The organism is Zobellia galactanivorans (assembly GCF_000973105.1).
Classification (GTDB): Bacteria; Bacteroidota; Bacteroidia; order Flavobacteriales; family Flavobacteriaceae; genus Zobellia; species Zobellia galactanivorans.
Window position 1 is genome coordinate 3,531,900 of sequence record NC_015844.1, and the last position, 25,062, is coordinate 3,556,961.

17 protein-coding genes, 2 rRNA genes and 1 pseudogene are annotated in these 25,062 nt (G+C 39.6%); 10 read left to right on the top strand and 10 right to left on the bottom strand.

Features of this window, described 5'->3' with window-relative positions; translation table 11 throughout:
* The first annotated feature begins 199 nt into the window (after positions 1-199).
* The 6 genes from ZOBGAL_RS14395 (at position 200) to ZOBGAL_RS14420 (ending at position 10,411) form a co-directional block, all read left to right on the top strand.
* Positions 200-3,034, top strand: a 23S ribosomal RNA gene (locus ZOBGAL_RS14395).
* Positions 3,035-3,201: 167 nt separating this feature from the next.
* A 5S ribosomal RNA gene (gene rrf / locus ZOBGAL_RS14400) occupies positions 3,202-3,311 on the top strand.
* Between the two features lie 308 nt (positions 3,312-3,619).
* Positions 3,620-5,506: a 3-keto-disaccharide hydrolase gene (locus ZOBGAL_RS14405; protein WP_013994379.1), complete on the top strand. Its 1,887-nt coding sequence runs from the start codon at positions 3,620-3,622 to the stop codon at positions 5,504-5,506.
* A gap of 12 nt (positions 5,507-5,518) precedes the next feature.
* Positions 5,519-7,468 (top strand): sulfocyanin-like copper-binding protein, encoded by a 1,950-nt coding sequence (locus ZOBGAL_RS14410; protein ID WP_013994380.1) that lies wholly within the window; start codon positions 5,519-5,521, stop codon positions 7,466-7,468.
* A 35-nt stretch (positions 7,469-7,503) separates the two neighbouring features.
* Positions 7,504-8,136 carry a PAQR family membrane homeostasis protein TrhA gene (gene trhA / locus ZOBGAL_RS14415; protein ID WP_013994381.1) on the top strand — a complete coding sequence of 211 codons (633 nt, stop codon included), beginning with the start codon at positions 7,504-7,506 and terminating at the stop codon, positions 8,134-8,136.
* Positions 8,137-8,179: 43 nt separating this feature from the next.
* Entirely contained in the window at positions 8,180-10,411 is a 2,232-nt protein-coding gene (locus tag ZOBGAL_RS14420) for a DUF7133 domain-containing protein (RefSeq protein WP_013994382.1), read from the top strand.
* 4 nt (positions 10,412-10,415) lie between these two features.
* Here the strand turns inward: ZOBGAL_RS14420 and ZOBGAL_RS14425 are convergent, their stop codons facing one another.
* Positions 10,416-11,231, bottom strand: coding sequence for a DUF6503 family protein (locus tag ZOBGAL_RS14425; protein ID WP_013994383.1), 816 nt, complete (start codon positions 11,229-11,231; stop codon positions 10,416-10,418).
* Positions 11,232-11,265: 34 nt separating this feature from the next.
* Positions 11,266-11,616, bottom strand: coding sequence for a ThuA domain-containing protein (locus ZOBGAL_RS14430; protein WP_013994384.1), 351 nt, complete (start codon positions 11,614-11,616; stop codon positions 11,266-11,268).
* Positions 11,617-11,712: 96 nt separating this feature from the next.
* On the opposite strand from ZOBGAL_RS14430, the gene ZOBGAL_RS14435 reads away from it, so the two are divergent.
* Positions 11,713-12,102, top strand: coding sequence for a TonB-dependent receptor (locus tag ZOBGAL_RS14435; RefSeq protein WP_013994385.1), 390 nt, complete (start codon positions 11,713-11,715; stop codon positions 12,100-12,102).
* A 333-nt stretch (positions 12,103-12,435) separates the two neighbouring features.
* On the opposite strand, the gene ZOBGAL_RS14440 is transcribed toward ZOBGAL_RS14435, so the two are convergent.
* Entirely contained in the window at positions 12,436-13,821 is a 1,386-nt protein-coding gene (locus ZOBGAL_RS14440; RefSeq protein WP_013994386.1) for a hypothetical protein, read from the bottom strand.
* Between the two features lie 1,087 nt (positions 13,822-14,908).
* Here ZOBGAL_RS14440 and ZOBGAL_RS14450 point away from each other — a divergent pair.
* Positions 14,909-15,421, top strand: a complete 513-nt coding sequence (locus ZOBGAL_RS14450; RefSeq protein ID WP_013994388.1) for an RNA polymerase sigma factor — start codon at positions 14,909-14,911, stop codon at positions 15,419-15,421.
* A 535-nt stretch (positions 15,422-15,956) separates the two neighbouring features.
* The gene (locus tag ZOBGAL_RS14455) at positions 15,957-16,637 is read left to right on the top strand and encodes a hypothetical protein (RefSeq protein WP_013994389.1); all 681 of its coding nucleotides are present in this window, start codon (positions 15,957-15,959) and stop codon (positions 16,635-16,637) included.
* Between the two features lie 61 nt (positions 16,638-16,698).
* On the opposite strand, the gene ZOBGAL_RS14460 is transcribed toward ZOBGAL_RS14455, so the two are convergent.
* The 7 genes and pseudogenes from ZOBGAL_RS14460 to ZOBGAL_RS23350 form a co-directional block, all read right to left on the bottom strand.
* Positions 16,699-18,600 (bottom strand): tetratricopeptide repeat-containing sensor histidine kinase, encoded by a 1,902-nt coding sequence (locus ZOBGAL_RS14460; RefSeq protein ID WP_013994390.1) that lies wholly within the window; start codon positions 18,598-18,600, stop codon positions 16,699-16,701.
* Positions 18,597-19,174 (bottom strand): annotated as a pseudogene (locus ZOBGAL_RS23100) (hypothetical protein). Before ZOBGAL_RS23100 ends, ZOBGAL_RS14460 begins: the two are co-directional and overlap by 4 nt.
* 90 nt (positions 19,175-19,264) lie before the next feature.
* On the bottom strand, positions 19,265-19,927 hold the full coding sequence (locus ZOBGAL_RS14470) for a response regulator transcription factor (protein ID WP_013994392.1): 663 nt from the start codon (positions 19,925-19,927) through the stop codon (positions 19,265-19,267).
* A 91-nt stretch (positions 19,928-20,018) separates the two neighbouring features.
* Positions 20,019-20,252 carry an integrase core domain-containing protein gene (locus ZOBGAL_RS23105; protein ID WP_158499730.1) on the bottom strand — a complete coding sequence of 78 codons (234 nt, stop codon included), beginning with the start codon at positions 20,250-20,252 and terminating at the stop codon, positions 20,019-20,021.
* Entirely contained in the window at positions 20,189-20,440 is a 252-nt protein-coding gene (locus ZOBGAL_RS24045) for a DDE-type integrase/transposase/recombinase (RefSeq protein ID WP_013994394.1), read from the bottom strand. The genes ZOBGAL_RS23105 and ZOBGAL_RS24045 overlap by 64 nt, the downstream gene beginning before the upstream one ends.
* Positions 20,441-20,863: 423 nt before the next feature.
* On the bottom strand, positions 20,864-21,016 hold the full coding sequence (locus tag ZOBGAL_RS23580; RefSeq protein WP_158499731.1) for a hypothetical protein: 153 nt from the start codon (positions 21,014-21,016) through the stop codon (positions 20,864-20,866).
* Positions 20,995-21,138, bottom strand: coding sequence for a transposase (locus tag ZOBGAL_RS23350; protein WP_148560711.1), 144 nt, complete (start codon positions 21,136-21,138; stop codon positions 20,995-20,997). The genes ZOBGAL_RS23580 and ZOBGAL_RS23350 overlap by 22 nt, the downstream gene beginning before the upstream one ends.
* A gap of 413 nt (positions 21,139-21,551) precedes the next feature.
* Here ZOBGAL_RS23350 and ZOBGAL_RS14485 point away from each other — a divergent pair, with 413 nt between their 5' ends.
* Positions 21,552-25,046 (top strand): SusC/RagA family TonB-linked outer membrane protein, encoded by a 3,495-nt coding sequence (locus ZOBGAL_RS14485; RefSeq protein ID WP_013994397.1) that lies wholly within the window; start codon positions 21,552-21,554, stop codon positions 25,044-25,046.
* Positions 25,047-25,062: the final 16 nt, after the last annotated feature.

Below are 25,062 nucleotides of genomic sequence, written 5' to 3' on the forward strand. Positions count from 1 at the left end.
TGCGAAGTGATATTGAATTATCGCGAGGTATTGCATGAGGAGCCTTAAAGACGATTTTTAATTGTCCGAGGGCGACTCGCCACAAGTTCATTGACATATTGGGACAGGACGTATATCTTTAGGGATATATGTACTGAAGAAAAAGAAAACACGAATTTTTTAAGTAAAGAGTACGAATACGAATAGAACAAAAGGTCTGGCGACAAGCTAGATAAGGGCGTATGGGGAATGCCTAGGCTCTCAGAGGCGATGAAGGACGCGATAAGCTGCGAAAAGCTGCGGGGATCGGCACATACGATATGATCCGCAGGTATCCGAATGGGGCAACCCAGCATGTTGAAGACATGTTATCCGCAAGGAGGCAAACCCGGTGAACTGAAACATCTAAGTAGCCGGAGGAGGAGAAAACAAAAGTGATTCCGGGAGTAGCGGCGAGCGAAACCGGATTAGTCCAAACCGTACATGTTCCGGCATGTGCGGGGTTGTAGGACCGCGACATTCGAACAGTTATGAACTAGAACAAGTTGGAAAGCTTGGCCGCAGACGGTGATAGCCCGGTATAGGTAAAGACCTGCAAGATAGCGGTATCCTGAGTAGCGCGGGGCACGTGAAACCCTGTGTGAAACCGGCGGGACCATCCGCCAAGACTAAATACTCCTGAGAGACCGATAGTGAACCAGTACCGTGAGGGAAAGGTGAAAAGAACCGTGAACAACGGAGTGAAAAAGATCCTGAAACCATACGCTTACAAGCGGTCGGAGCCCTTCGGGGTGACGGCGTGCCTTTTGCATAATGAGCCTACGAGTTACTTTTACTGGCAAGGTTAAGGCCTTCAGGGCCGGAGCCGCAGCGAAAGCGAGTCTTAACAGGGCGCCACAGTCAGTAGTAGTAGACGCGAAACCGTGCGATCTACCCATGGGCAGGTTGAAGCTGTGGTAACACACAGTGGAGGACCGAACCCGTTGACGTTGAAAAGTCTTGGGATGACCTGTGGGTAGGGGTGAAAGGCCAATCAAGCTCGGAAATAGCTCGTACTCCCCGAAATGCATTTAGGTGCAGCGTGTAGATAGTTTTATAGAGGTAGAGCTACTGATTGGATGCGGGGGCTTCACCGCCTACCAATTCCTGACAAACTCCGAATGCTATAAAACGTTTCTGCGCAGTGAGGGCATGGGTGCTAAGGTCCATGTCCGAGAGGGAAAGAACCCAGACCATCAGCTAAGGTCCCAAAATATATGCTAAGTTGAAAAAACGCGGTGGAACTGCATTGACAGCCAGGATGTTGGCTTGGAAGCAGCCATTCATTTAAAGAGTGCGTAACAGCTCACTGGTCGAGCGGTTCCGCATGGATAATGATCGGGCATAAGCATATTACCGAAGCTATGGCTTTGTATTTATACAAGGGGTAGGGGAGCATTGTAGTGCCGTTGAAGGTGTACCTGCGAGGGATGCTGGAGGAGCTACAAACGAAAATGTAGGCATAAGTAACGATAATGCGGGCGAGAAACCCGCACGCCGAAAGACCAAGGTTTCCCCAGCTATGCTAATCAGCTGGGGGTCAGTCGGGACCTAACGCGGACCCGAAGGGGGAAGTGGATGGACAAGCAGTTAATATTCTGCTACCCGCACATCATTAAAAGCGACGGAGGCGAGAAGTTGGTGCGTGCAGACGGAATTGCACGTTGAAGCGAGTGGTAACACCGCGATAGTACACCGAGGCTACGGCCAAGGTGATAATCCAGCGTATCGACTTCCAAGAAAAGCGAGATGTGCGGCCCGTACCGTAAACCGACACAGGTGGTTGGGATGAGTATTCTAAGGCGCTCGAGAGATTCATGGCTAAGGAACTAGGCAAAATAGACCCGTAACTTCGGGAGAAGGGTCGCCCCGACGTCAAGTCGGGGCCGCAGTGAAGAGGTCCAGGCGACTGTTTATCAAAAACACAGGGCTCTGCAAAATCGAGAGATGAAGTATAGGGCCTGACACCTGCCCGGTGCTGGAAGGTTAAGGGGAGATGTGAATCCTTCGGGAGGAAGCATTGAACTGAAGCCCCAGTAAACGGCGGCCGTAACTATAACGGTCCTAAGGTAGCGAAATTCCTTGTCGGGTAAGTTCCGACCTGCACGAATGGTGCAACGATCTGGACACTGTCTCGGCCATGAGCTCGGTGAAATTGTAGTATCGGTGAAGATGCCGGTTACCCGCAGTGGGACGAAAAGACCCCGTGCACCTTTACTATAGCTTCGTATTGACCTTGGTCAAGCAATGTGTAGGATAGCTGGGAGACTTTGAAGGCGCACCGCCAGGTGTGTTGGAGTCGCCGTTGAAATACCAGCCTTTGCTTGTCCGGGGCCTAACCCTCCAAGAGGGAACAGTGCGTGGTGGGTAGTTTGACTGGGGTGGTCGCCTCCAAAAGAGTAACGGAGGCTTCTAAAGGTGCCCTCAGTACGGTCGGCAATCGTACGTAGAGTGCAATGGCACAAGGGCGCTTGACTGTGAGACATACAGGTCGAACAGGTTGGAAACAAGAGCATAGTGATCCGGTGGTTCCGCATGGAAGGGCCATCGCTCAAAGGATAAAAGGTACGCCGGGGATAACAGGCTGATCTCCCCCAAGAGCTCATATCGACGGGGGGGTTTGGCACCTCGATGTCGGCTCGTCACATCCTGGGGCTGGAGAAGGTCCCAAGGGTTGGGCTGTTCGCCCATTAAAGTGGCACGCGAGCTGGGTTCAGAACGTCGTGAGACAGTTCGGTCTCTATCTACTGCGGGCGTTAGAAATTCGAGCGGACCTGGCCCTAGTACGAGAGGACCGGGCCGGACCGACCGCTGGTGCACCGGTTGTCCCGCCAGGGGCATTGCCGGGTAGCTATGTCGGGATGGGATAAGCGCTGAAAGCATATAAGCGCGAAACCCGCCGCAAGATGAGATTTCTTTAAAGGACCGTGGGAGATGACCACGTTGATAGGCCATAGGTGCAACGGCAGTAATGTCGGTAGCCGAGTGGTACTAATTGTCCGTACGGCTTGCGCAACGTAAGTCCCTTCCCCGCTTCGGCAGGGAAGGGCGACAACCTTTTCTCTATAACATTCTGCCTTTTACTTAAAAGGAACGACGTTTTCTTTCTTCTACCTGTCCCATTATTTATGTCATACCCGTGACAGCGCAAAAGCAAGGTCGGGGTATTAAAATATTTAAAATTTAGGTGGCCATGGCGGCGGGGCCCACCCCTTTCCATTCCGAACAGGGAAGTTAAGCCCGCTAGCGCCGATGGTACTGCCAATAGGTGGGAGAGTAGGAAGCCGCCTTACTTCGAGGTCCCGATCAGTTTTACTGGTCGGGACCTTTTTTTTTTGACCATGGCACATCTCACATTACATCCCCCCTTCGAATTCTCTTCAAAACTGCATTTTCTTGTACTCTATCTTGCATCATTTGCGTTAAAAATTTGCTATTTATTGATAATTACGGGCTGAATAGTAAGTTAATATTAGGTGTGCTTCTTACACTTTTGTATTTTTAGCCTCGTGTAGTTTTTGCTAGAATACTACATGCATCCGCTAATAAACATACTTTAAAAAACTATCCAGTAATCTATTTTTGATTTCAAACCATACCCATGAAAAGAACTGTACCAATCTTTATTTTAAGTGCATTGTTGTATTCCTGCACAGAAAAGGAAGGGAAAGTAGAAGTGGCAGAATCGGCGCCGCAAGAAATTTCGCTTCCTTTTGAATCTATATCGCTCAATGATCTTGGCGATTTTAAAAAAACATCAAGCAATTGGAGCATCGGAGGAGATGTATATGTAGACCGTTTAAAGGAGAAACAAATTACGGTTTCTGAAGGTAGTGGGGTATTGGTGAATATTCCCGATAGCGAGTCCAAAGATCATATCTTCACTAACTTTGAACATGGTGATATAGAACTTGAAGTCGATGTGATGATGCCAAAGGGCTCTAATTCAGGACTCTATTTTCAAGGCCGTTATGAGGTGCAACTTTTTGATAGTTGGAAGGCGGAGGAAGCTACTTTCTCCGATATGGGAGGTATTTACCAGCGTTGGGATGCCACCAAGGAGAAAGGGAGTGAAGGCTATGAAGGTAGTGCTCCAAGAATGAATGCCGCAAAAGCGCCGGGATTGTGGCAACATGTTAAGGTTGTTTTCCATGCGCCCCAGTTTGACGCGTCGGGCCAAAAGGTCAAAGATGCCGAATTTGAGGAAGTCTGGTTGAACGGGGTACTTATCCATGAAAATGTTAAGGTTACAGGTCCTACCCGTGCGGCTATAGCCAATGATGAAGTGGCAAAAGCGCCATTGATGATACAAGGTGACCACGGTCCCGTGGCGCTTAAAAACTTCTCCTACAAACTTTACGGAAACCCTAGGTTGTCGTTTGTTGATATGAAGATGAAGGAGTTCGAGAGTGAGCAGGTTCTACTGCCGAATGTAGATACTTTGACTCCGATAAGGGAAGTCGGTACCGATTCGATTTCATCGGCCATGGTCGTTGGGAAAAAGGTAACGCGTATATTGGATTACAAGGGTAAAATGCTTGTTCCGGTTACGGGCGATTACCTTTTCGATTTTAAACTCAACCAAGCAGGTGGTCTGCTTATTATAGATAATGATACCGTTGTAAACCATGATGGCAGCTTTACGCTCGATTCCTTAGGTTTGGCCAAGGTTTCCCTGACCAAGGGCGAAGTGCCTTTTAGGTTGTTATACAACAAGCACAACCCATGGAACATAGGCTTTGGTCTGTATGTCGAAGGCCCTGGCATTCAAAGACATTCGCTGCATGCCCCAAGTTCTATAAACGACAGACCGGGCATCAGCAAGAATAGAATCATGGTTGAGCCAAGCGATAAGGCGGTAACCCAGCGTAGCTTTTTAATGCACGGGGATGAAAAACGAACCCATTGTATTTCTGTAGGAACCCCTGAAAAAATTAACTATGCCTATGACTTGACTTCCGGTTCTTTGCTGGAGGTATGGAATGGTGAGTTTTTAGACGCTACACAAATGTGGCATGCACGAGGTATCAAACAGCTTGGTGAACCTGCCGGCTTTGCCGTTTCTTTTCATGGCGATCCCGAGTTTGCCCTATTGACCGATGATGCTGCCCAATGGCCTACCGAAATAGCGGAGGAGGACTTTCAAATGTCCCAAGGCTATGAATTGGATAAGAAGGGAATTCCGACATTCATGCGAAAAATAGGTTCTAAAAAACTACTTGATAAAATTGATGTTCTTTCCAATGAACGTGGGGTAACACGTACTGTTGGAGCTAGTGGTGATGGTGTTATTTGGCATAAGGTAGCCGATGGGGAGTCTATTAAAAAGCTTCCCGATGGTTCTTATATTGTAAATAACGAGAGCTATTTTGTTCATTTTGCCGATGGGGGCTTGGCTCCCACCGTTCGAAAATCTAAGGGTAAGGATGAATTGGTAGTGAAAATTCCATCAGGCGAACAAAAAATCCAGTACAACATTATTTGGTAAAAAGAGAAGATCATGCAAACTTTATATAGAACCTTATTTTTTATATTTCTAGTAGTTACGGCCCAACTGGGTATCGCCCAGTCGGATATGGCCAAAAAGGAAGCCCAATTTTATAGTATTGTCGATGTTCCGATTCCGAAGGACGTAGTTCTTGAAGTGGGTGGTATGACACTCACCGACGATGATAAATTGGGGGTCTCGACACGTAGGGGAGAAGTATGGGTTATTGATAAGCCTTACAGTAAATCGCCTTCGTATAAAAGATTCGCCAGCGGGATGCACGAAGTTTTGGGACTGAACTATAGAGACAATAGTTTTTACCTCGCACAAAGGGGTGAGCTGACCAAATTGGAAGATAAGGACAATGACGGGGAGGCCGATGTTTATAAAACTATTTATACATGGCCCTTGTCAGGCAATTACCATGACTATTCCTATGGTCCTAAATTTATGGACAACGGAGATATGCTCGTTACCTTAAATCTATCATGGATCGGTCACGGGGCCAGTTTGGTAAAATGGAGGGGCTGGATGTTGAAAATTACCCCAGAAGGTGAAATGACCCCTATCGCTACGGGATTGCGTTCCCCTTCAGGTTTTGTGATCAACGATGCCGGTGATGTTTTTTACTCCGAAAACCAAGGAGACTGGGTAGGTTCAGGAAGAATAACCCATCTAGAGAAGGGAACCTTTGCAGGAAACCCTGAAGGTTTGGTATGGACCGACGACCCTAAATCCCCTTTAAAACTAAAGAAAGACGATATTGAGGAGCAATCTGGGCTAAGTTTGTACGAGTACGCAAAAAAAGTACCGGAATTAAGGGCGCCGGCTATCTGGTTACCCCATACGATTTTAGGGATTTCCACTTCCGATATGATCTATGATACGACCAAGGGCAATTTCGGACCCTTTGAAGGTCAGATGTTCGTGGGGGACCAAGGACACAGCAAGATTATGCGCGTGTATATGGAGAAGGTCAACGGAGTATATCAAGGGGCCGTTTTTCCTTTTGTGGAAGGATTTTCCTCAGGTATATTGAGAATGTTATGGGGTAGCGATAACAGTATGTTCGTAGGGATGACAAGTAGAGGTTGGTCTTCAACGGGAAGGAAAATGTTCGGTCTACAGCGATTGGTATGGAACGGAAAAGTGCCTTTTGAAATAAAGACGATCAAGGCCGAAGATGATGGTTTCTTGTTGGAATTTACCAAGCCTATCGATAAAAAGCTAGGGGCAGACCTTGCCAGCTATAATGTAACCACTTTTAATTACTTATACCATAATACTTATGGAAGTCCAATTGTCGACCAACAGAAGGGCGAAGTGACCCAAGTCAAGGTTTCAGACGATGGGCGCTCTGTGAAATTGACGGTCAAAGGCATGCGTTTAGGCTTTATCCACCAGCTTAAACTTCCTGATTTAAAGGCTAAAAGTGGGGAAAAGCTGTTGCATGATACAGGATACTACACCTTGAACGAAGTTCCTGGAGGTACATTGAAATCGGAACCCATTGAAACGAATGCGGGTAAAAACGGCGTGAAACAACCTAAGCGGGTGAACGAGATGCCCCTACTATGGGTTAATGGCCCTACCGAAAAAATTGTGATCAGTACCAAACCGGGATTGAAATACGATATAGAGGAGCTTAAGCTTAAGCGAAGATCTAGGGTGGCCATCACTTTTAAGAATAATGACGATATGCTCCATAACCTGGTGATTACCGATAGAGGTGAAGCGTCTGTAAATGAAGTGGGTGATAAGGCCTTACATTTAGGCTTGGATGGTGCTGACCTTAATTATGTTCCCGATAGTGAACTGGTATTGGTCCATACGGGAATCGTTCAGCCCGAATCGGAAGAAACCATCTATTTTGATGTACCGAATACTGCTGGGGAATACTGGATTGTTTGTACCTTTCCGGGACATTCGGCTTCAATGAGAATAAAACTTATTGTAGAGTAGCCGAAGTTTGAAGGAACGAGTGTCTTTTAGGTTACATGAACGAGAGAATAACTTTTTCAAAGGAAGAAAAATACAATACCCTTTCGCATGGTTTAGGGGCTTTATTTGCGGTGATGGGCACGATTATGTTGCTTGTGAAGAACAGCGGTAAGTCCCCCTATGCGACATTTGCTATTTTGCTATACGGCATAAGCTTGATTTCCATGTTTGGGGTGTCGGCGACCTATCACCTTAGTACCAACCCGTGGTTAAAACGTAAATTACGTGTATTAGACCACATCAATATTTATTTTTTAATTGCGGGTACTTATACGCCCATAGCCTTGATTACGTTGTATAATGGTAACGGATGGCTTATTTTTTATGCGATATGGGGTATTGCCCTCGTAGGTACATTGTTCAAAATTTTCTATACAGGGAAGTTTGAATTTTTATCATTGGGACTATATTTGGCAATGGGGTGGTTGATCGTTCTTGATTTTAAGAATCTTCTCGATAGCATCCCTTCTTTAGGAGTTTGGCTTTTGTTTCTTGGAGGTGGCTTTTATACCTTTGGAATTCTCTTTTACGCGTGGGATCGCATACCGTTCAATCACTTTATATGGCATATTTTTGTTTTAGGTGGCGCGACAAGTCATTGGTTTCTCATGTATTTAAATGTAGTTTGAGGTGTATTTATTAGATATAATTATAGCATAAAGTTTTTTTAGAATGAAGTATTGTAGATCTACCGTATTTTTTGGCGCGCTTATTCTTTTGTTCAGTAATTGCAAGCCTTCATACGAAGAACCTCAAATAGCATTGGATAGCTATAAGGTGGAAGAAGGTTTTGAACTCGAGGTGGTGGCCTCTGAACCGTTTCTAAAAGCCCCTGTTACCATCGATTTTGATGATCAAGGAAGGATTTGGGTCGCTCAAATGCCGGGATATATGAACGATATGCAAGGGAGTGACGAAACCGCGCCCGTGGGTAGTATCGATATTCTTGAAGATCTTGATAACGATGGGGTCGTAGACCATGCCAAAACTTTTTTGGATAGCCTTGTGATGCCAAGGGCCTTGGCCCATGTGTATGGGGGACTTCTATATTCTGAACCTCCCTTTTTATACTTTGTGGAGATTAAGGATGATAAACCGGTCAATAGGGTCGTTGTAGATTCTATCTATGCCGTAGAAGGGAACCCCGAGCATCAGCCTAACGGTCTGATGATGAACCTCGATAACTGGTTGTACAATGCGAAATCCAATTTCAGGTACCGTCGTGTCAAGGGGGTATGGAAAAAAGAGGCAACTACCTTTCGGGGGCAGTGGGGTATAAGTCATGATAATTTTGGTAGACTTTATTTTAACGATAATTCAAGACAATTGCTAGGAGACCATGTTTTGCCCAATGTCTTGGTGAAAAACAAATACTATAGCCCGAAATATGGGGTGAATAGAATGTTGACCGATGACCAGAGGGTGTATCCCGTACACGCTACCACCGTAAATAGGGGCTATGCCAAAGGGGTGTTGAACCAAGATAGTATCTTGGTGAAGGCCACGGCCGCTTGTGCTCCCCTTGTCTATAGGGGCGGGGCATTTCCCGAAGCGTATGACGAGAACGTCTTTGTTTGTATCCCCGAGGGGAACCTTATAAAACGCAATCTCTTGACTTTTACGGGAGATTCCACCATAGCGAAACAAGCCTATGAAGGAAGGGAATTCTTGACCTCTACGGATGAAGGGTTTCGACCGGTAAACTTGAACAATGGCCCTGATGGGAGCATGTATATTACCGATATGCATCGTGGTATGATAGGGCATCACGCCTATTTAAGTCCTTATCTCAAGAAAAAGGTAGCTGTAAACAAACTCGATACCCTTATTAATTTCGGACGTATCTTACGTGTCAAGAAGGTCGGTCAACCACATGAAGCGGTCCGTAATTTTAGTGAGATGAATACCAAACAACTCATTGCACTATTAAAGGATAAGAACGGTTGGGTTCGCGACCGTGCCCAACAGCAGTTGATTTACAGAAACCAAAAAGATGCCATAGAGGGATTGGAAGAGCTTCTGGAGGACGGACAAAACCCTATAGCCCAAATACATGCGCTATATACGTTGGAAGGGCTCGATGCCTTGTCGTATGACTTGTTGGCCAAGGCGGCACGCTCAGGGGCTGCTGATCTGACGGCCCATGCACTTGTTTTGCTTCCGCCATTTGTGACGAAGACCAATACCGACCAGACCGAAACCCTGGTTACCGAGCTGTTGAACAAAAATAATGTGACTATAGACCTTTATTTAAGTAGCATCATAGGAAACTTAGTGGCCCAAGATGAATCGCGTTTTCTTTCTGTTATGGAAAAGCTAAGTACCAAGTATGTGAACAAGCCGATATTTACCGAAGCTTTGGTCAGTGGTATCACGGGCGGGGAAGAAGACTTACAGACCGCCATGGCATCGGGGAACCCGAAACTTGCCGAAGCGATGGCAACAAGCGCTACCAAACGAAAAGAAGATAAGGTCAACCCTATTTTTGCGAGGAAGTCCTTGGTGGAAGACACCAGAACCAGTGGGGCCAAGATGTTTTATGAAATCTGCGCTTCGTGCCACGGGGTAAATGGCCAGGGAATAGAAGGCTTGGCGCCGCCACTAATGGGTTCTGAGCATGTGGCCAATACGGAGAGACTAGGACTGATAATCTTACACGGCCTTGAAGGCCCTATAACGGTCAAAGGGGAGCAATACAATTTAAACCTCGCCATGCCGGGACTCATACGCAACGAAGATATTTCCAATAAGGATATAGCCGATATTATATCGTACGTAACCAATGCGTTTTCCGATCAGCCTAAGCGCCTGAAAATCGATAAGATTGAGGAGTTACGCCAGACCAAACCCAAAAGCGGAACCGAATATACGGAACAGGAGCTATTGGATTATTCAAAGAAATAAGGGATTAATCTTGCACTATTTTTTCGGTCACGGCCCCTTGTGGTACCTTGAAAACGCTGTCATCGGGTATTTGATCTAGAAAGCGAATGTCGCTGAAAAGACGGGTGTGTTGTTTGTTTTCTCCTAAATTTCCGTCCTTCCATGCGTAATTTTCCAACTGGGAGGGCATCAGAAGACCTTGTACCTCGTGATATCCCGAATACACTTTGGCCGTGTTTATCTGTGCATCTTCCTTATTGAAATAAGAAACGGAATATGTGAGTATCTCGAGCCGAAAGGTTTCGGGGTCGATGTAGAGGTAGTATACGTCTTCTGGGGTAAGGCCGACTTCCGGGCCAAAGGTAACCTTTAAGGTCTCGTACGTTTTACCGCCAACAACGGATGTTCCTTCATCACTAGTAATCACGCCCGGGTCTTTCAATAAAAAGGGCATGCCGAAAAAGTAAAAATCGAGATTGTAATAAAACGCTGGGGAATTTCCGGGGATGTGGGAAGCATCCGGTTTTGCCCATGCCGTTTTTCCGTCAAAACCCACTTCAAAATCCTTTGATTTTAAATAGGCCCTACGGTCTTTTAGGTGGGTAAGTTGGTAAACGGTTTTTCCCTTTTCCTCTATATTATAGGCCAAACCGACGAACGATTTCCATTGTTGAATGCCACCATGGGCATTGATGCAACGGTCTAGTAGGCTGACCTCTTCGGTCTTGGGGGTGGTAGTGACAGGGTCCGATGCTTTGCTTAAAGGCTTCGGCTTGTTCTCTTTACATGCGGTAAACGAACAGAGTAGTAAGGTCAATATAAAAGGGTAGTAATGTTTCAAAGTGTTGTTTTGTACAAAACTACCCTAAAGCCTTTTATTTTCCAATAGGGGAGTCGTCGCATTTTAAGTCGCCGACAACATACTGTAGGCCATCCAAGAAAAACTGAAGTAACTCTGGGTGGTCTAAACTTTGGGCGTTATGTGATGGGGAACTGTAAAAAACGCGGCCTTTGCCATGTCTTTTGATCCAAGAAACATAGTTTACCTTTTCGTCGACTTCCTTTTTCATGCCTTCTAGCTTATCGATTTCAATGTAAAGTAAGGGTCTGAAGTTATAATCGAAATAGGCATTGTTGAAAAAGTAGGGTTCATCCACATGGGTAAGGCCATTTCCTTTAAAGGCCTGTACTAGGGGATGCTTAGGGTCTACTTCCTTGACGTGCATTTCTTGTAAAACATTTTTCGGGAAGATAGAACTACCGATAATTTACTGACGTATAAGAGGACTTTCAATGAAAAACATGCTTTAGATGTTACGCTCTTGTACGGTTTTGAGGAAAGGGACGGGGAAAATACCATAGCGCGTTCCGGAAATTTTCTAAACCAATCTTTAGGGTATAACAGTTTAGAGTCGGGTGATGTGGATCTTCAGCTCGCTGAATCGGGGGCGTTTGAGGAAAGCAGTATTTATCAGATGGCACGATTAAATTATCGTTACAACGACAAATACCTTTTGACCTTTACAACTAGGCGTGATGGTTTCTCAGGATTTGGATCGGATAAGAAATTTGGCATTTTTCCTTCCTTGGGACTGGCTTGGACATTGAGTAATGAAAAATTCATAAACAAGGCTTTGCCAGGTTTGACAAACCTGAACTTTCGGGCGACTTACGGACAAACGGCTAAGCGTACTGTCGAAAGGACTATCTAAATAAGTATAAATATTTGATTTTGATGTCTTTAATTGATTTAAATAAATTTTACGCACCGAAAATTACGCACCTTTCTTCTATAATCTTGCTCTACGAAACAAAAATACAACCAATTGTTAGGTTTTGGATATAAATTGTAACCAATATAATACAGACATAAAATTTATGTAAGTTCTTAATATAACCTCCTTTCTAAACTTGTATCTAAACAATAATAGATTTGTAGAGCAGTATAAGTACAATATAGAAAGGGGGACTTTTTTCTATAGTTCCCCTTTCCTTGTACAACATGTATTGTCTTAAAAATATCAGACTTACTCACGTATTGTTATCTATGATCTTGCATGTCTTGGTTGTTCTTGTGGTTTTTGTGGTTTTTGAAGTTTCGCTTTGTGGCTTCCTGCAGTAGGGTCGATCGTAGGAGTTTGCCATGAATTTCTTCTTTTCAAAGGTTGTAAAGTACTTCCTGTTTGAGAATCTCTCCCTATTACTTTTTTTGCAGAAAATCCTGTTTTACATTTAGGTTCAAATACTCTCAATGGATTCTTATCATAATCTACATCAAGTACTCTACCACTATCATAAATGGGAAGATTGCCAGGGTTATCTTTAGAATTAGCAATAATAGCTAGGAAATCAGTATGTGTTAATACTTTGCTAGATAAAGAGTATCCATCCCTGCTTGTTATCCAGAGAAGATAGTCCAATGCCAATTCATTGTCGCCTGATAGTTCAAGATTTATATTATCGCTATATTTTCTTTTTGCTAGACCAATAATTTTCATTTCCTGTTCATTAACTTTGGTTGCAATCTCTCTAGCAGAAATTTGGGGGTTAAGACCTTTTTTTTCGGCTATTATGCTATTAGCAAGTTGAGTAGGGGTATATCTCTCGTCAGGATAAAGCTTTTTAAAACCCTCAGGTTGTTTTTCATAAGGTATTGGATCTACCATCGCAGAATGTTGAAACCCTGCACGGTATAGTTCGAAGCTATTACCAGGTTCTAGCATATATGCTTGTATATTTGGGTCTATCTCGAAGTCGGGACGGCTATCAGTACGAGCAAGCATTATTGTTACTTTCAAAGTTTCTTTTTCTTCAACCCCCTTTTCCCTTTTGGCCGCTGCAAACATTTTATTTAGTTCTCTCAACAGATGCCCTAATTTATCTTCTTTGTCTTTGAACTCGGGCAAATCCATTACTCCATATAAGTAATTCCCCTTAGGACCGGCAACACCATCAAATAGCACAAGATTCATTATGTTAATTTGATTTGCGATATGCTTAAATATTTCTGTATGCTCTGGAGATTTACCTATTTGATATAACGCGCCTAAAACTCCTATCATACCTCCTGCAACACCTCGACTATGTCCTGACAATAGGATATTCCCAGTATGAGTTATCTCAGGAAAAGGTCCTTTGAGGTTCTTATCAAATCCTTTGAGCAAAGGAGCTGTTTGGGCATCCAGATCATATTTATGATAGCCAAAAACTGAAGTTTCTAAAGGTTCAATCCATTTTGCTAGAAAATCCAGGAAAAACCATTTTCCAGTTTTTGCAGCATGCTCTGGCGTTCCAACACCATCAAGTACCAAGGAGCCCTTTAGGGCAGGAAGTGCTTGTTCAGATTCATCAGCAGAAACTCCTGTACCGGAAATGTGCGATGAAATGTTTGTTTTTTCTTTGTTAAAAATATTGCTTGTTCCATTATTCATAGCGTTAAAATTTAATAATTAATATAGAATGTTATCTAATTCTGATGTTTTTTACTTGTCACCCTTTTTATATCCTTGTAATAAGGTTGTTTCGTTTTAAGAATGTGGTTTTAGTATAAAATTTCAGATATGTGTATTACACGATATAAAAACAGTTAACTCGTTTGTTTACCCTATATATTTTTTCGAAAAAAATAATATGATAGCTCAGCATTTAAGGGAAATCGAAGTTTTTTGCTTAATTAGAGAGGTTTTAATTTAAATAATCCCACCTCCTTTAGTTTTTCTACTTATCTCTTTGAGGCTACCGTGTGTGCACAAATATTTGAGGATAGATTAGAGCTGAGGTCTAAAAATGTTATTCCGGGAAATCCAATAAAAATTTATCTAATGGATATACTGACATTCAAAAGCAGGGCTTTTCAAATCTTTTTCCTTTTAAATATTAAACTAATTTACTTACTGAAAAATGTAGTGGAACAGAAACTGACAAACAGATATGATTCTTCGGAATATGACCTTTCAATATCTCTACATCATAATGCTTACGCATTTATCTTATTGCCCGAAGGAGACAATGATGATTGCCATTTGAATTTTGAGTACAAGATCATTTTGATATTTTTATACTCATAGGTTTTTTAATTCCTTTATAATAAGTTTACTAAGTTTTGAAGACTATATCTGTCAAAGGATTTTGGGTGTTAAAAAACTGCAAAAAAAATAGTTTATTACTTACTTTAGGTATTTTTAAAAAATTAACCACGTATCACTTAAGGAAATTTGAGCCCCCTTAATTTTAATTAAAATGTTAAAAAAAGCAGTTTTAATAATAGACTTTTGATTAGCACACTTATTTGTAGGATTAATAAGCTTTCATCTATAATGATAGATATATAAAAAGATGAACGCCATTTTGAAAAACAAAAAAATAAAATTTAAATTATTTAAAGAAATAATAAATCAGACAAAACAGAAAGATCTAAATTTGTAGATGTTCCTAAACAACATCATCAAATTATAAAAAACTATAATTTTTTTTGAACGTTAAGTTCTCAAATCTGTTTTAATACATATACAACCTGCTATGAGTGAAAAATTAAATGTTTGCGATGAAAAAACGTTTAAACTAATATTTAAAGACCATTTTAAATCTTTACAAAATTTTTTCTACTATAAATACGGCGATTTAGACAAGGCAAAAGATTTAATGCAAGATAGTTTCATCAAATTATGGAATAACTGCAAGGATGTACCTTATGATAAATCAAAAGGTTACCTTTTTATGTTAGCAAGGAATGCTTTTCTCAATGATCTAAAAAGGCAGAAAATGATACGTAAGCATCAAAATAATGCTAATAAGAACCTTCTTTATATAGAATCTCCTGATTATGTCTTAGAGGAAAAAGAATTTCTGGATAAAATAAACCGTGAAATATCTTTATTACCAGATAATCAAAGAAAAGTGTTTTTGTTAAACAGGATAGATGAAAAAACCTATAAAGAAATTGCCGAAATGCTAGATATTTCTGTTAAAACGGTTGAAAAATGGATGCATGATGCTCTAGTTGTATTAAGGAAAAAAATAGGGAAAATATAAGTTGTATATGATTTATAGTGGCCCTTCTCTCCTTTTGTTAAAACAATGTAACCTTACACTGCCTGTGGCATAACTTAATTCTACGGCTTTTTGTTTAAACTTTAAGGTGTAATGTTTAGGTTTACTTCTCATAAATGCTAAGTTAATAACTAGCAAACATATTCTCTCAACTTTGTGTCCGGACCAATGTAGTAATTCCAGCATGAAGAAAAAGCATATTTAATACGTAAACGTGAGACTTTTGAGAATCTAATAAAAAACCAAGTAGGTCTCGATATATTTTCAAAGGTAGAAACACAGATATTTTAATACAAAAAATCAAAAGCATCCGTCCTTTTCTGATGCTTTTTTATATGAGTACATAATGAATACCTATTCAACCATAAAATTTCACCTTTAATATAGGGTATAATGCCTCATAATTGTTTTTATTATAAAGAGGGATTAATCTTTGAGAATAAAAAACATAGCGGTTGCATTTATGTTTTTGAAGACCAAACAAAAAGAGTAAGTATTACTATTAAATTGTATTTTTATGGAAGAAAATATACCTATAACGGCTCCCGGAGGAGAGGGGTCTAGACAATTAAAACCAGAACATATTATAAGTTTCTTTGATCGACATCAGGAATTAGATTCTGAAATTGCATTTATTAAATTAAAATATAGAACACTAGAAGGAAAACTTCTTAAGTTAGAGAAAGAAAATCGAAGTTTATCAGAGGAATTAACTATTAGGGAACAGTTACTCCAGGCCCAATTAAACAATTTAGGAATTAAACAAGCAGGTTCAAGAAAACCGAAAGGTAAATTCATAGAAGATCTACCTGAGTATAGAGACCCAGGACTATTACCCATTGATGGACTATCTCCTAGACCTAAAGATAACAAAGATCAAGTAAAAGGTTTAAAAAACTCTGTAAACACGGAATCAAAAGGTGGTCCAAAAGAAGACTTGCCTGAGAATAAAGAACATATCCCACCCAAAAAACGAATAAAAAGTTTTTGGAGTAGATTAGAACATATACTGATAAGAAGCACTAAAAAACAAAATCCTATTAAACATAGAGATAGAGAGGTAATTCCAAAAGGTAAAGGTGAAAGTTTCAGTCTACAAAATTTATCAAAAACACCTTCACAACAAAAATTAAAAAAACAAAAAGAACAAATAGAAAAAAGAACTCCCAAAAAACTTAGAAAAAATACTATTAGGTAGTACCCTACTAACTATGCGAATTAAAAATATTGATTAACCTTATTGATGTTCTTTACCCTTTTTAAATATCAAAACTGATAAAGAGGTGTGTTCCTTTTCCGGGTGCTGACTTTAGATCTGCCTCTCCTGTAAGAATAGCTACTCTCGAAAGAATATTTTTCCATCCAATACCGCCAACATTGCCTATTTTAGAGGTGTTTATGCCTATTCCATTATCCTTTATAGATAATAATAGCTCATTTTTCTCACAATTTAAAGAGATTACTACTTTGCTAGCCTGTGCATGTTTTATAATATTAGATAAGGCTTCTTGTATAATTCGATATAATGCTATTGTTTGGGTATCCTCTAGTTCTTCGAAATTACCAAAGTCTGAAAATGTAATCTTTAAGTTTTGAGCTACACTCATTTCATCTATCAATTCGCGTATGGCAGGAATGAGACCTAATGTTATTAATGTATTAGGCATGATGTTATGTGAAATATTTCTTAGCTCCTCATACGTTCTATCTATCAAACTTAGCAATTTCTGGAGCTTTTTTTCTTCTTCTTCATTTTCAGTATTCAAATTAGATGCACTTATCATCATGGCAGAAATGGCTTGCCCCAAGCTATCATGAAGATCTTGAGCTATTCGTTTTCTTTCTTTTTCCTCTGCTTCTATAACAGATTTAAAGCGCATGTTTTCTTGTTTAGCTACCAATTTACTTTTATTGGTAAAATGATAGATGAGAATACCACCAATTACAGACAATACCACAATAGATAAGATTAATAAATGAGTGCTATGTTGTTTTTGGGTCTGTATAATTTTTAAGCTTTTTAACTCGTTTTCTTTACTTAAAATTGCGATTTGATTTTCTTTTAGTTTTGTTTCATATTTTACTTTAAATTCTAGCATTTTTATTTGAGAAGAAGCTTTTGTTACAGAATCTGTCCAAAACTTAAATTTTTCATGGTATTCCAAAGATTTTTTATAGTTTCTGGCACCCTTATAAGCTTTATAAGCTTTATAGAAATTGTTACTGTAATAAATATTCTCTATATGGTCATTATTTTGCTTTAGTATTCCAAATCCTTTATTAAGATAATATATTGCTTTAGTGTATTCTTTTTTCAGAATGTATAAATTGGATATACTTTGATAAATTGTTGATAATTGAGAATTGTTTCGATTTATTTTTCCTATATATTCTGCTTTCTTAAAATAATAAATAGCAGAGTTGTATTGCTGCAATCGCATTAGATTGTTTCCAAGATTATTGTATGTGTCAAATTGACCTTTTTGGACATTGTTTTCAATTAAAATTTTAAGTGCTTCTTTACGATATAACAAAGCACTCTTATAATCACCTTTTTGTGCATAACTATTCCCTATTCCATTGGCAGCCTTAGCAAGTATAGGGTAATATCCCATCGAATTACTAATGATGTAAGATTTATCATAGAACTTATAGGCATTGTCTCTGTCGTTATTTATAAAATAGCATCTCCCAATTTCTAACATGAGTTTTGCAAATTCTTTCTTATTTCTTACCGTATCAACATGCTCTAAAGCCTTATCAAAGTAATAAAATGCAGTATCACTTTGTACGGTGGTAGAATAAGAAACTCCTATTTTTCCCAAAATTCTTGCATATGTATTAGAATCGTTTGTTTTTAAACTAAGTTTTTCGCCATGGTGATAAAAGTCTATAGCCTTATATGGTCTGCCATACGCTTCATGAATATCTCCAATGTTCTCGTAAGTTTTGAGAAGTAGCTTTTCGTTTGGGGTCTTTTCAATTAATACCAAAGCTTTATTATAGTAAGACAAAGCCAAATCCAAATCATCTTTAACTTTTGTAGCCTCTGCTTTTTTAATAAAAAAATTAATAGAATCGGTTATATCTTGAGCGGTCAGATCTATTATAGTAATAAATAAAAAAAAGGAGAGTATTATATATTTTGATATTGAACTCATTTAAACTTTTTTAGTTTGATTTTTTTCAGGGCGATTACTATACATGATAGGTAGTTGAACCCTTTCCAGGTCTCAACGGTGGTATCGAACCTGTTGAGCAGTGACCTGAAACTGTCGATCCATACATTGGTGCGTTCCACGGCATATCTCTGGGCATAAAGGTCCTGGTCAGAATATTCGTCCCTGTCATCCACACTGCCGTTACGTTTGTTGAAACATATATTGGCATTGATGCCCCTTCTTGCACAGGCCGATCGAAAATCCTTGGAGTCGAACCCCACATCGGCGTTGAGAAAGAGCCCCTCCGTTTTAAAATGCCGGTCCAACAATCCAGAAATGTGTCCGAACGGCACCATTTGCGATAAAGGTGGTAGACCGATAGCCAGCTCAGGACCTTTTGGGTGAACAGCGAGGCCGTGGGCGGGTACTCCCATTGCACGCCCGTCTTCAACTTGTAGAGTATGGCATTGACGATCTCGAGCAAGGGAGCCGTTGGGGCAAAACCCCTTTTCGGTAAAGATATATGTGGGACCATCTCCAATTCTATGGTATCTTTGTCAAGTACTTTGTACATGGGCTATGGTATTTGCGTGTGGTAACACAAATGTCCGTAGCCCTATCTTTCGATCCAAAAAAAAGTTTAAATCACTTCAAATTAAACTTACTACCACATTACCAAATTATTTTCAACGGCATATCGTATTAATCTAATGACACTTTTTGCGCCAGTCTTCTTAAACATACTTCTTCTATGGCTATCTACCGTAGTTACACTGATAAAAAGCTTACTAGCAATTTCTTTGCTAGAGTATTCTTGACAAATAAGTTGAAGAATTTCTCGTTCTCGATGAGTGAGCTCATGCTTTAATAGAGTTCTACCAGACTTTTTCTTACTAATCAAGTCCATCATAACAGAGGTAATTTCATTACTGTAATACGTACCGCCATGAATTATCTTTTTTACAGCATCAAAGAGTTCAACTTTATTAATTTTTTTTGACAAATAGCCCTCAGTTTCTACCGAGAGAATTTCTTTTACTAATTCACGACCCAGAAACATACTCAATACCAGAACGGGAAGGTTCGGGTTAATCTCTTTTATTTTTTTTATCAACTCGATGCCATTCATTCCTGGCAAATTGATATCGGTTATTACAAGGCCTAAGGATTCATTTTCGAGATACTGCAAAGCTTCTTCCGCACTGGTAACAGTGTTCAAAATTTCGATTTCATCACAATCTTTTAAGATCGAGGTTAATCCATCCAAGAAAACAGGATGATCGTCAACAAGAAGTGTTCTTGTTCTTTGATTAGTTGGGGAAATCATAAGGTTGAGATTTTAACAAGGTTTACGTAACTAATAATAAGAAATCACCCCCCCAATTAGCAGGAGAGGTTTCCTACAAATCTAGGTTAATTTATGCAGCTTTTTTAAATATGTCCATTGGTCTATCATAATCGATTGATTTATGTCTTCTTTCCTTGTTGTAATATTCAAAGTATTCCGCCAATAGCAGGAACAGATCGAGTCCGTTACTTGGTGGGTTCAGGTAGATTTTCTCATACTTTACGCTTCTCCATAAGCGCTCTATAAATGCATTGTCCGTTGCCCTTCCCTTACCGTCCATGGAAAGTTTGATCTCTTTGCCCAATACGGTACTTGGGAATTCATCCGAGGTGAACTGGCTCCCTCTTGGTCCGTGTTTATTATTTCAGGTTTCCCATGCTGCCCAACGGCCTCTTCCAAGGTCTTGGCGCACCATTCGGCCTCCAAGGAATTGGAAACGCTACAATGGACGACGAAGCGACTGTGCAGGTCTATTATCGCCGTAAGGTACATATTATTCTTTTCTCATGGGAATATAGGTAATGTCGGTCGCCCATACTTGGGTGGCCCTGGTTATCTCCAGATTCCTCAACGGATAAGGGTAGGTTTTGTGTTCCTTGTTCCTTTTTGAGGTATGTCTGCAGGGCAATACCGCCCTAAGGTCCATCACACGGTAATAAAGCCGTTCGATACGGTTCTTGCTTACCTTGTCCCTTTGTTATGGGTAAGCCACACGTGTATGCGCTTGGCGCCCTTTTCGGGGTGGTACAGGTAATGCTCGTCCATAGGCCGCATCAGTTCCAGGTTCAGCTCCGTTTCCCCTCCTTGGGCTATAATACAGGCCCGAGCGGTGGATACACAGACTGCGGCACTGTGCCGATATGCTCAGTTTGGAATGGCCCTTGCGTACCATCTTTCTTCTTTCGGCCAAAGGCCTTAGCGCAAGGCGTCCTTTAAAAAATCGTTCTCGACCTTTAACTCCCCGATGGTCTTGAGTAGTTGATCGTTCTTTTTCTCGGCCTCACTACGTTTATCGGTCTTGCCCTTCTCGAAAACCGTTTCCGAACCTACAGGAAATCCCGCTTCCAACCACTGATCTGTATCGGAGGTATTTGGTATTTCTGGGCCAGTTCGGCAAGGCTGTGCCGCTCTTTCAAGGCTTCCAATACTACCTTGGTCTTTAATTTTGATGTGAATTTTCTTCGTGTCATATTCAGTAAATTTAATAATCAAACGTACTGTCCTAGAATTTTGGGTATCTACACACTACAGAGAAATCGGTAACTAGCAAAATATAAATTAAGGGTAAACCACAACACATTATCCTTATTAATCATTACTTAAAAATCGTATTTTATCAGGATATAATTTCTTCAGCCCCTTTATTAATTTTAATTTTATCCTGAAAAAAAATACCATATATCTAATAAGAATAATACTACAATATTATACATGTCAAGATTTGCTTGAAAAAAAATCAAATAGCAACAGTAGTTTGGATAAGACAATTTAGTAGTTAACAGTATGATTGGTCATACTGTTCTACTTATCCATAATACTAGTTTGTAAAAAATTAACCTACTAATGTTTTTTCTTTTTATAGAAAGAACAATTGCAAATTATTATGAGAACAATTTTGTTTTTCTGCTTAACAGCAGCTTTTAGTTTAATCCCCAATAATTTATTTTCTCAAGATGCAAAGATCATAATTAACACTGATAAAAATATACCTGTAGTTCAAGTTTTTGAACTCATCCATGAACAACTAGGTTATAGGTTCATATATAATGATGAATTAATAGACAACACCCCTATACTTGAATTAAAAAAAGGCGAAATTTTAGTAAAGGATTTATTACAAATGATATTAAGCCCTATCAATTGTGATTACAAGTTTACAGAAGATGGAACCATTATTATAAAAAAAATAGTAAGCTCGTTTTCTCTTAAAGGTACAATTGTTGATAACAAAGGAGACCCCATTCCAGGAGCAAATATTGTAGAAGAGGGAACCTCTAACGGGGTACAATCAGACTTTGATGGTAATTTTACTTTACAAGTTTCAGAAGCTACAGCAACTATAATTATTTCGTACTTAGGCTTTATGACTCAAGATGTTGCCATTAACAACAGAAAGACTGTTAATATAACTCTAATAGAAGAAATCTCTAAACTTGATGAAGTATTTGTAACTGCTTTAGGGATAAAAAGAAAAAGAAAGGAATTAGGTTATTCTTTTCAAGAAGTTACAGGAGATGATTTATCCAATAATCCTACACTAAGTATTGCACAGTCTTTATATGGAAAGGTAGCTGGGGTAAATATTTCTCAAACTGCGGCGGGAGTTGGTGCAAGTTCTAGAGTAATCATTAGAGGTAACAACTCTATTAATGGAGACAACCAGCCTTTATATATTGTAGATGGAGTTTATTTGGGAAATTCTGGTATAGGAAGAATAACAGGTGATAAATCTGAAAAGTTTACTTCTGGAATAGATAATGGCGATGGTCTTTCTAGTTTAAATATAGATGATATTGAAAATATATCTGTATTAAAAGGTGGAGCTGCATCTGCTTTATATGGTGAACGAGGTGCTAATGGTGTTATAGTTATTACTACAAAAAAAGGAAAAAATAATTCCTTTAAAATCGATTATAATGCGACAATAACTTTTGATATTGCAGATGCAAAATACGAAAATTATCAAACAGATTACGGTTTTGGATCAAGGGGAATACTACCCAATCCATTAGAGATTAATACTGTGCAAGTAGGCACAACGAATGCTTGGGGTCCTAGATTTGGGACAGGAGATAATTTGGCGCGTATTTTTGATGGGTCTTTTAAACCTTACAGGAACGTTGAAAATAACATTCAAAACTTCTTTAACATAGGCACAACCTATAATAATAATATAAGCTTTTCAGGAGGGTCTGATAATACTACATATAGATTTGGTTATGGTAATCTACAAAACAATGATGTAATACCACTTAGTGGTCTCAAAAGAAACAGTTTTTCCTTGAGAGCGACAACAAACCTTAATAAATTACTTTTAGACGGAAAATTATCCTATATAACTGAGGAAACCAAAAACAGACCAGCTTTAGCTGATGATCCTAATAATATTGGTTTTTCTTTAGCTCGTTTAGCGCCAAACATAGATCAAGCATGGTTACAACATTATCAAGATAATGAAGGTAATTATTTTGAATGGAACGCTGATCCTTTTCGTTTAAACCCTTATTATGTTATTTCTGAAAACAGCAATATTTCGACCAAAAATAGAGTTCTAGGCAATTTTAACTTGAATTACAGCATTACGGATTGGTTAAAAGTCGACACCAAAGCCAGCATTGATAAATTTGATTACAATGTTACAGATTTCGTAAACTCAGGAACCAATCTTCCAGGAAGACAAAATGGAGGGTTGAGAGCACAAGATATTTCTTTTCAGGAATATAATATTGAAGGAACATTGTCTGCTAGTAAGGAATTTGGGAAATATGGGATATCTGTTGCCGTTGGAGCAAATCATCGTAAAACGAAAAGAATTGACGGTGGTTATTTTGCTACCGATATGATACAAAGAGGGATAAACAATTTGTCTAATTTTTCTAAAAAAACGTTAGAAGGAAAAACTAATAAAGAGATCTTGGTTAAATCCATATTTTCATACGTAAGAACTAATTATAGTAATTTACTGTTTTTGGATATAACGGCTCGTAATGATTGGAATTCTACCTTGGCTACTGCCAAGGAACCAACTTCTGATTTAAACAACAATTATTCTTTCTTTTATCCCTCTGTATCGACCAGTTTTGTATTTTCTAATGCACTCGATATGTCTTCAAACATATTAAGTTTTGGTAAAATTAGAGCTTCTTGGGCAAGTACAGGAAAGGCTCCCGAAGAACCCTTTGCAACCACACCTTTTTATACCGTTGGTCCACAGCCTCTTTTAGGCCAACCTTTGGGCTCTGTAGGTAGCGGAGTAATCCCTAATGAAACATTAAAGCCAGAAATATCAAATACCTACGAGATAGGTGTAGACTTATCATTCTTCAAAAATAGATTTGGTATAGATTTTTCTTATTATAAAACAAGGACCAAAAATCAATTAGTTGTATTAAGCATATCACAGACATCAGGATATTTTGGTGCTTGGGAAAATATAGGAATCGTTGAAAACACAGGTATAGAAGGTTTGATTACAGCCGGAATATTTAGAAACCCTAAAGGATTTAATTGGGACATGACATTAAATTTTTCTAAAAACAACAATAAAGTCATACGTCTTAATGAAGATACAAATACGCAGGTAATATCGATAGCAAGATGGGCCGGCGCACAAGTAATCGCCCAAGTAGGAAAAAGTTCATCGGAAATCTATGGGCAACAACTACAAAGATCCCCGGATGGTCAAGTAATTATAGGTGAAAACGGATTACCAAAACTAACAGGAACCTTTGGAAGTTTAGGTAAAGTTACACCGGATTGGATTATGGGAGTAACGAATGAATTTTCATACAAGGGTTTTAACTTAGGAACTAGCTTGGATATGAAATTTGGGGGATATGTATATTCTATGACAAATGCTTATGCCGCAGCTTCTGGCTTATTAGATCAAACGGTTGAAGGAAGGGATGCGTATAATAATTGGGTGCAGCAACAACTAGATGAGGGTTTAACAATCTCACAAATAAGTGCACTCACTCCAGATGCAGGGTATATAGCTGAAGGTGTAGTTGAAGTTATAGATGCCAATGGTGATGTAACCTATCAAGAAAATACCAGACCTGTAAACCCAGAAGATTATTGGAATTCTTTATCTGGAGACAATACGACCCCAGAACCTTTTATCTATGACGCATCCTATATAAAACTAAGGGAATTAAGTATCGGTTATAGTTTTCCTAGTGAGATATTTAATAAAATGAGATTAGATATAGATCAATTAAGGCTATCTTTTATAGGGAGAAACTTATGGACAATATATTCCAATCTACCTAATATTGATCCAGAATCAACATATACAAGTGGAAATGGGCAAGGTTTTGAATATGGATCCCTACCCTATAGAAAATCATATGGTTTTAATATTCAAATAACATTCTAAAAAAATGAAAATGACT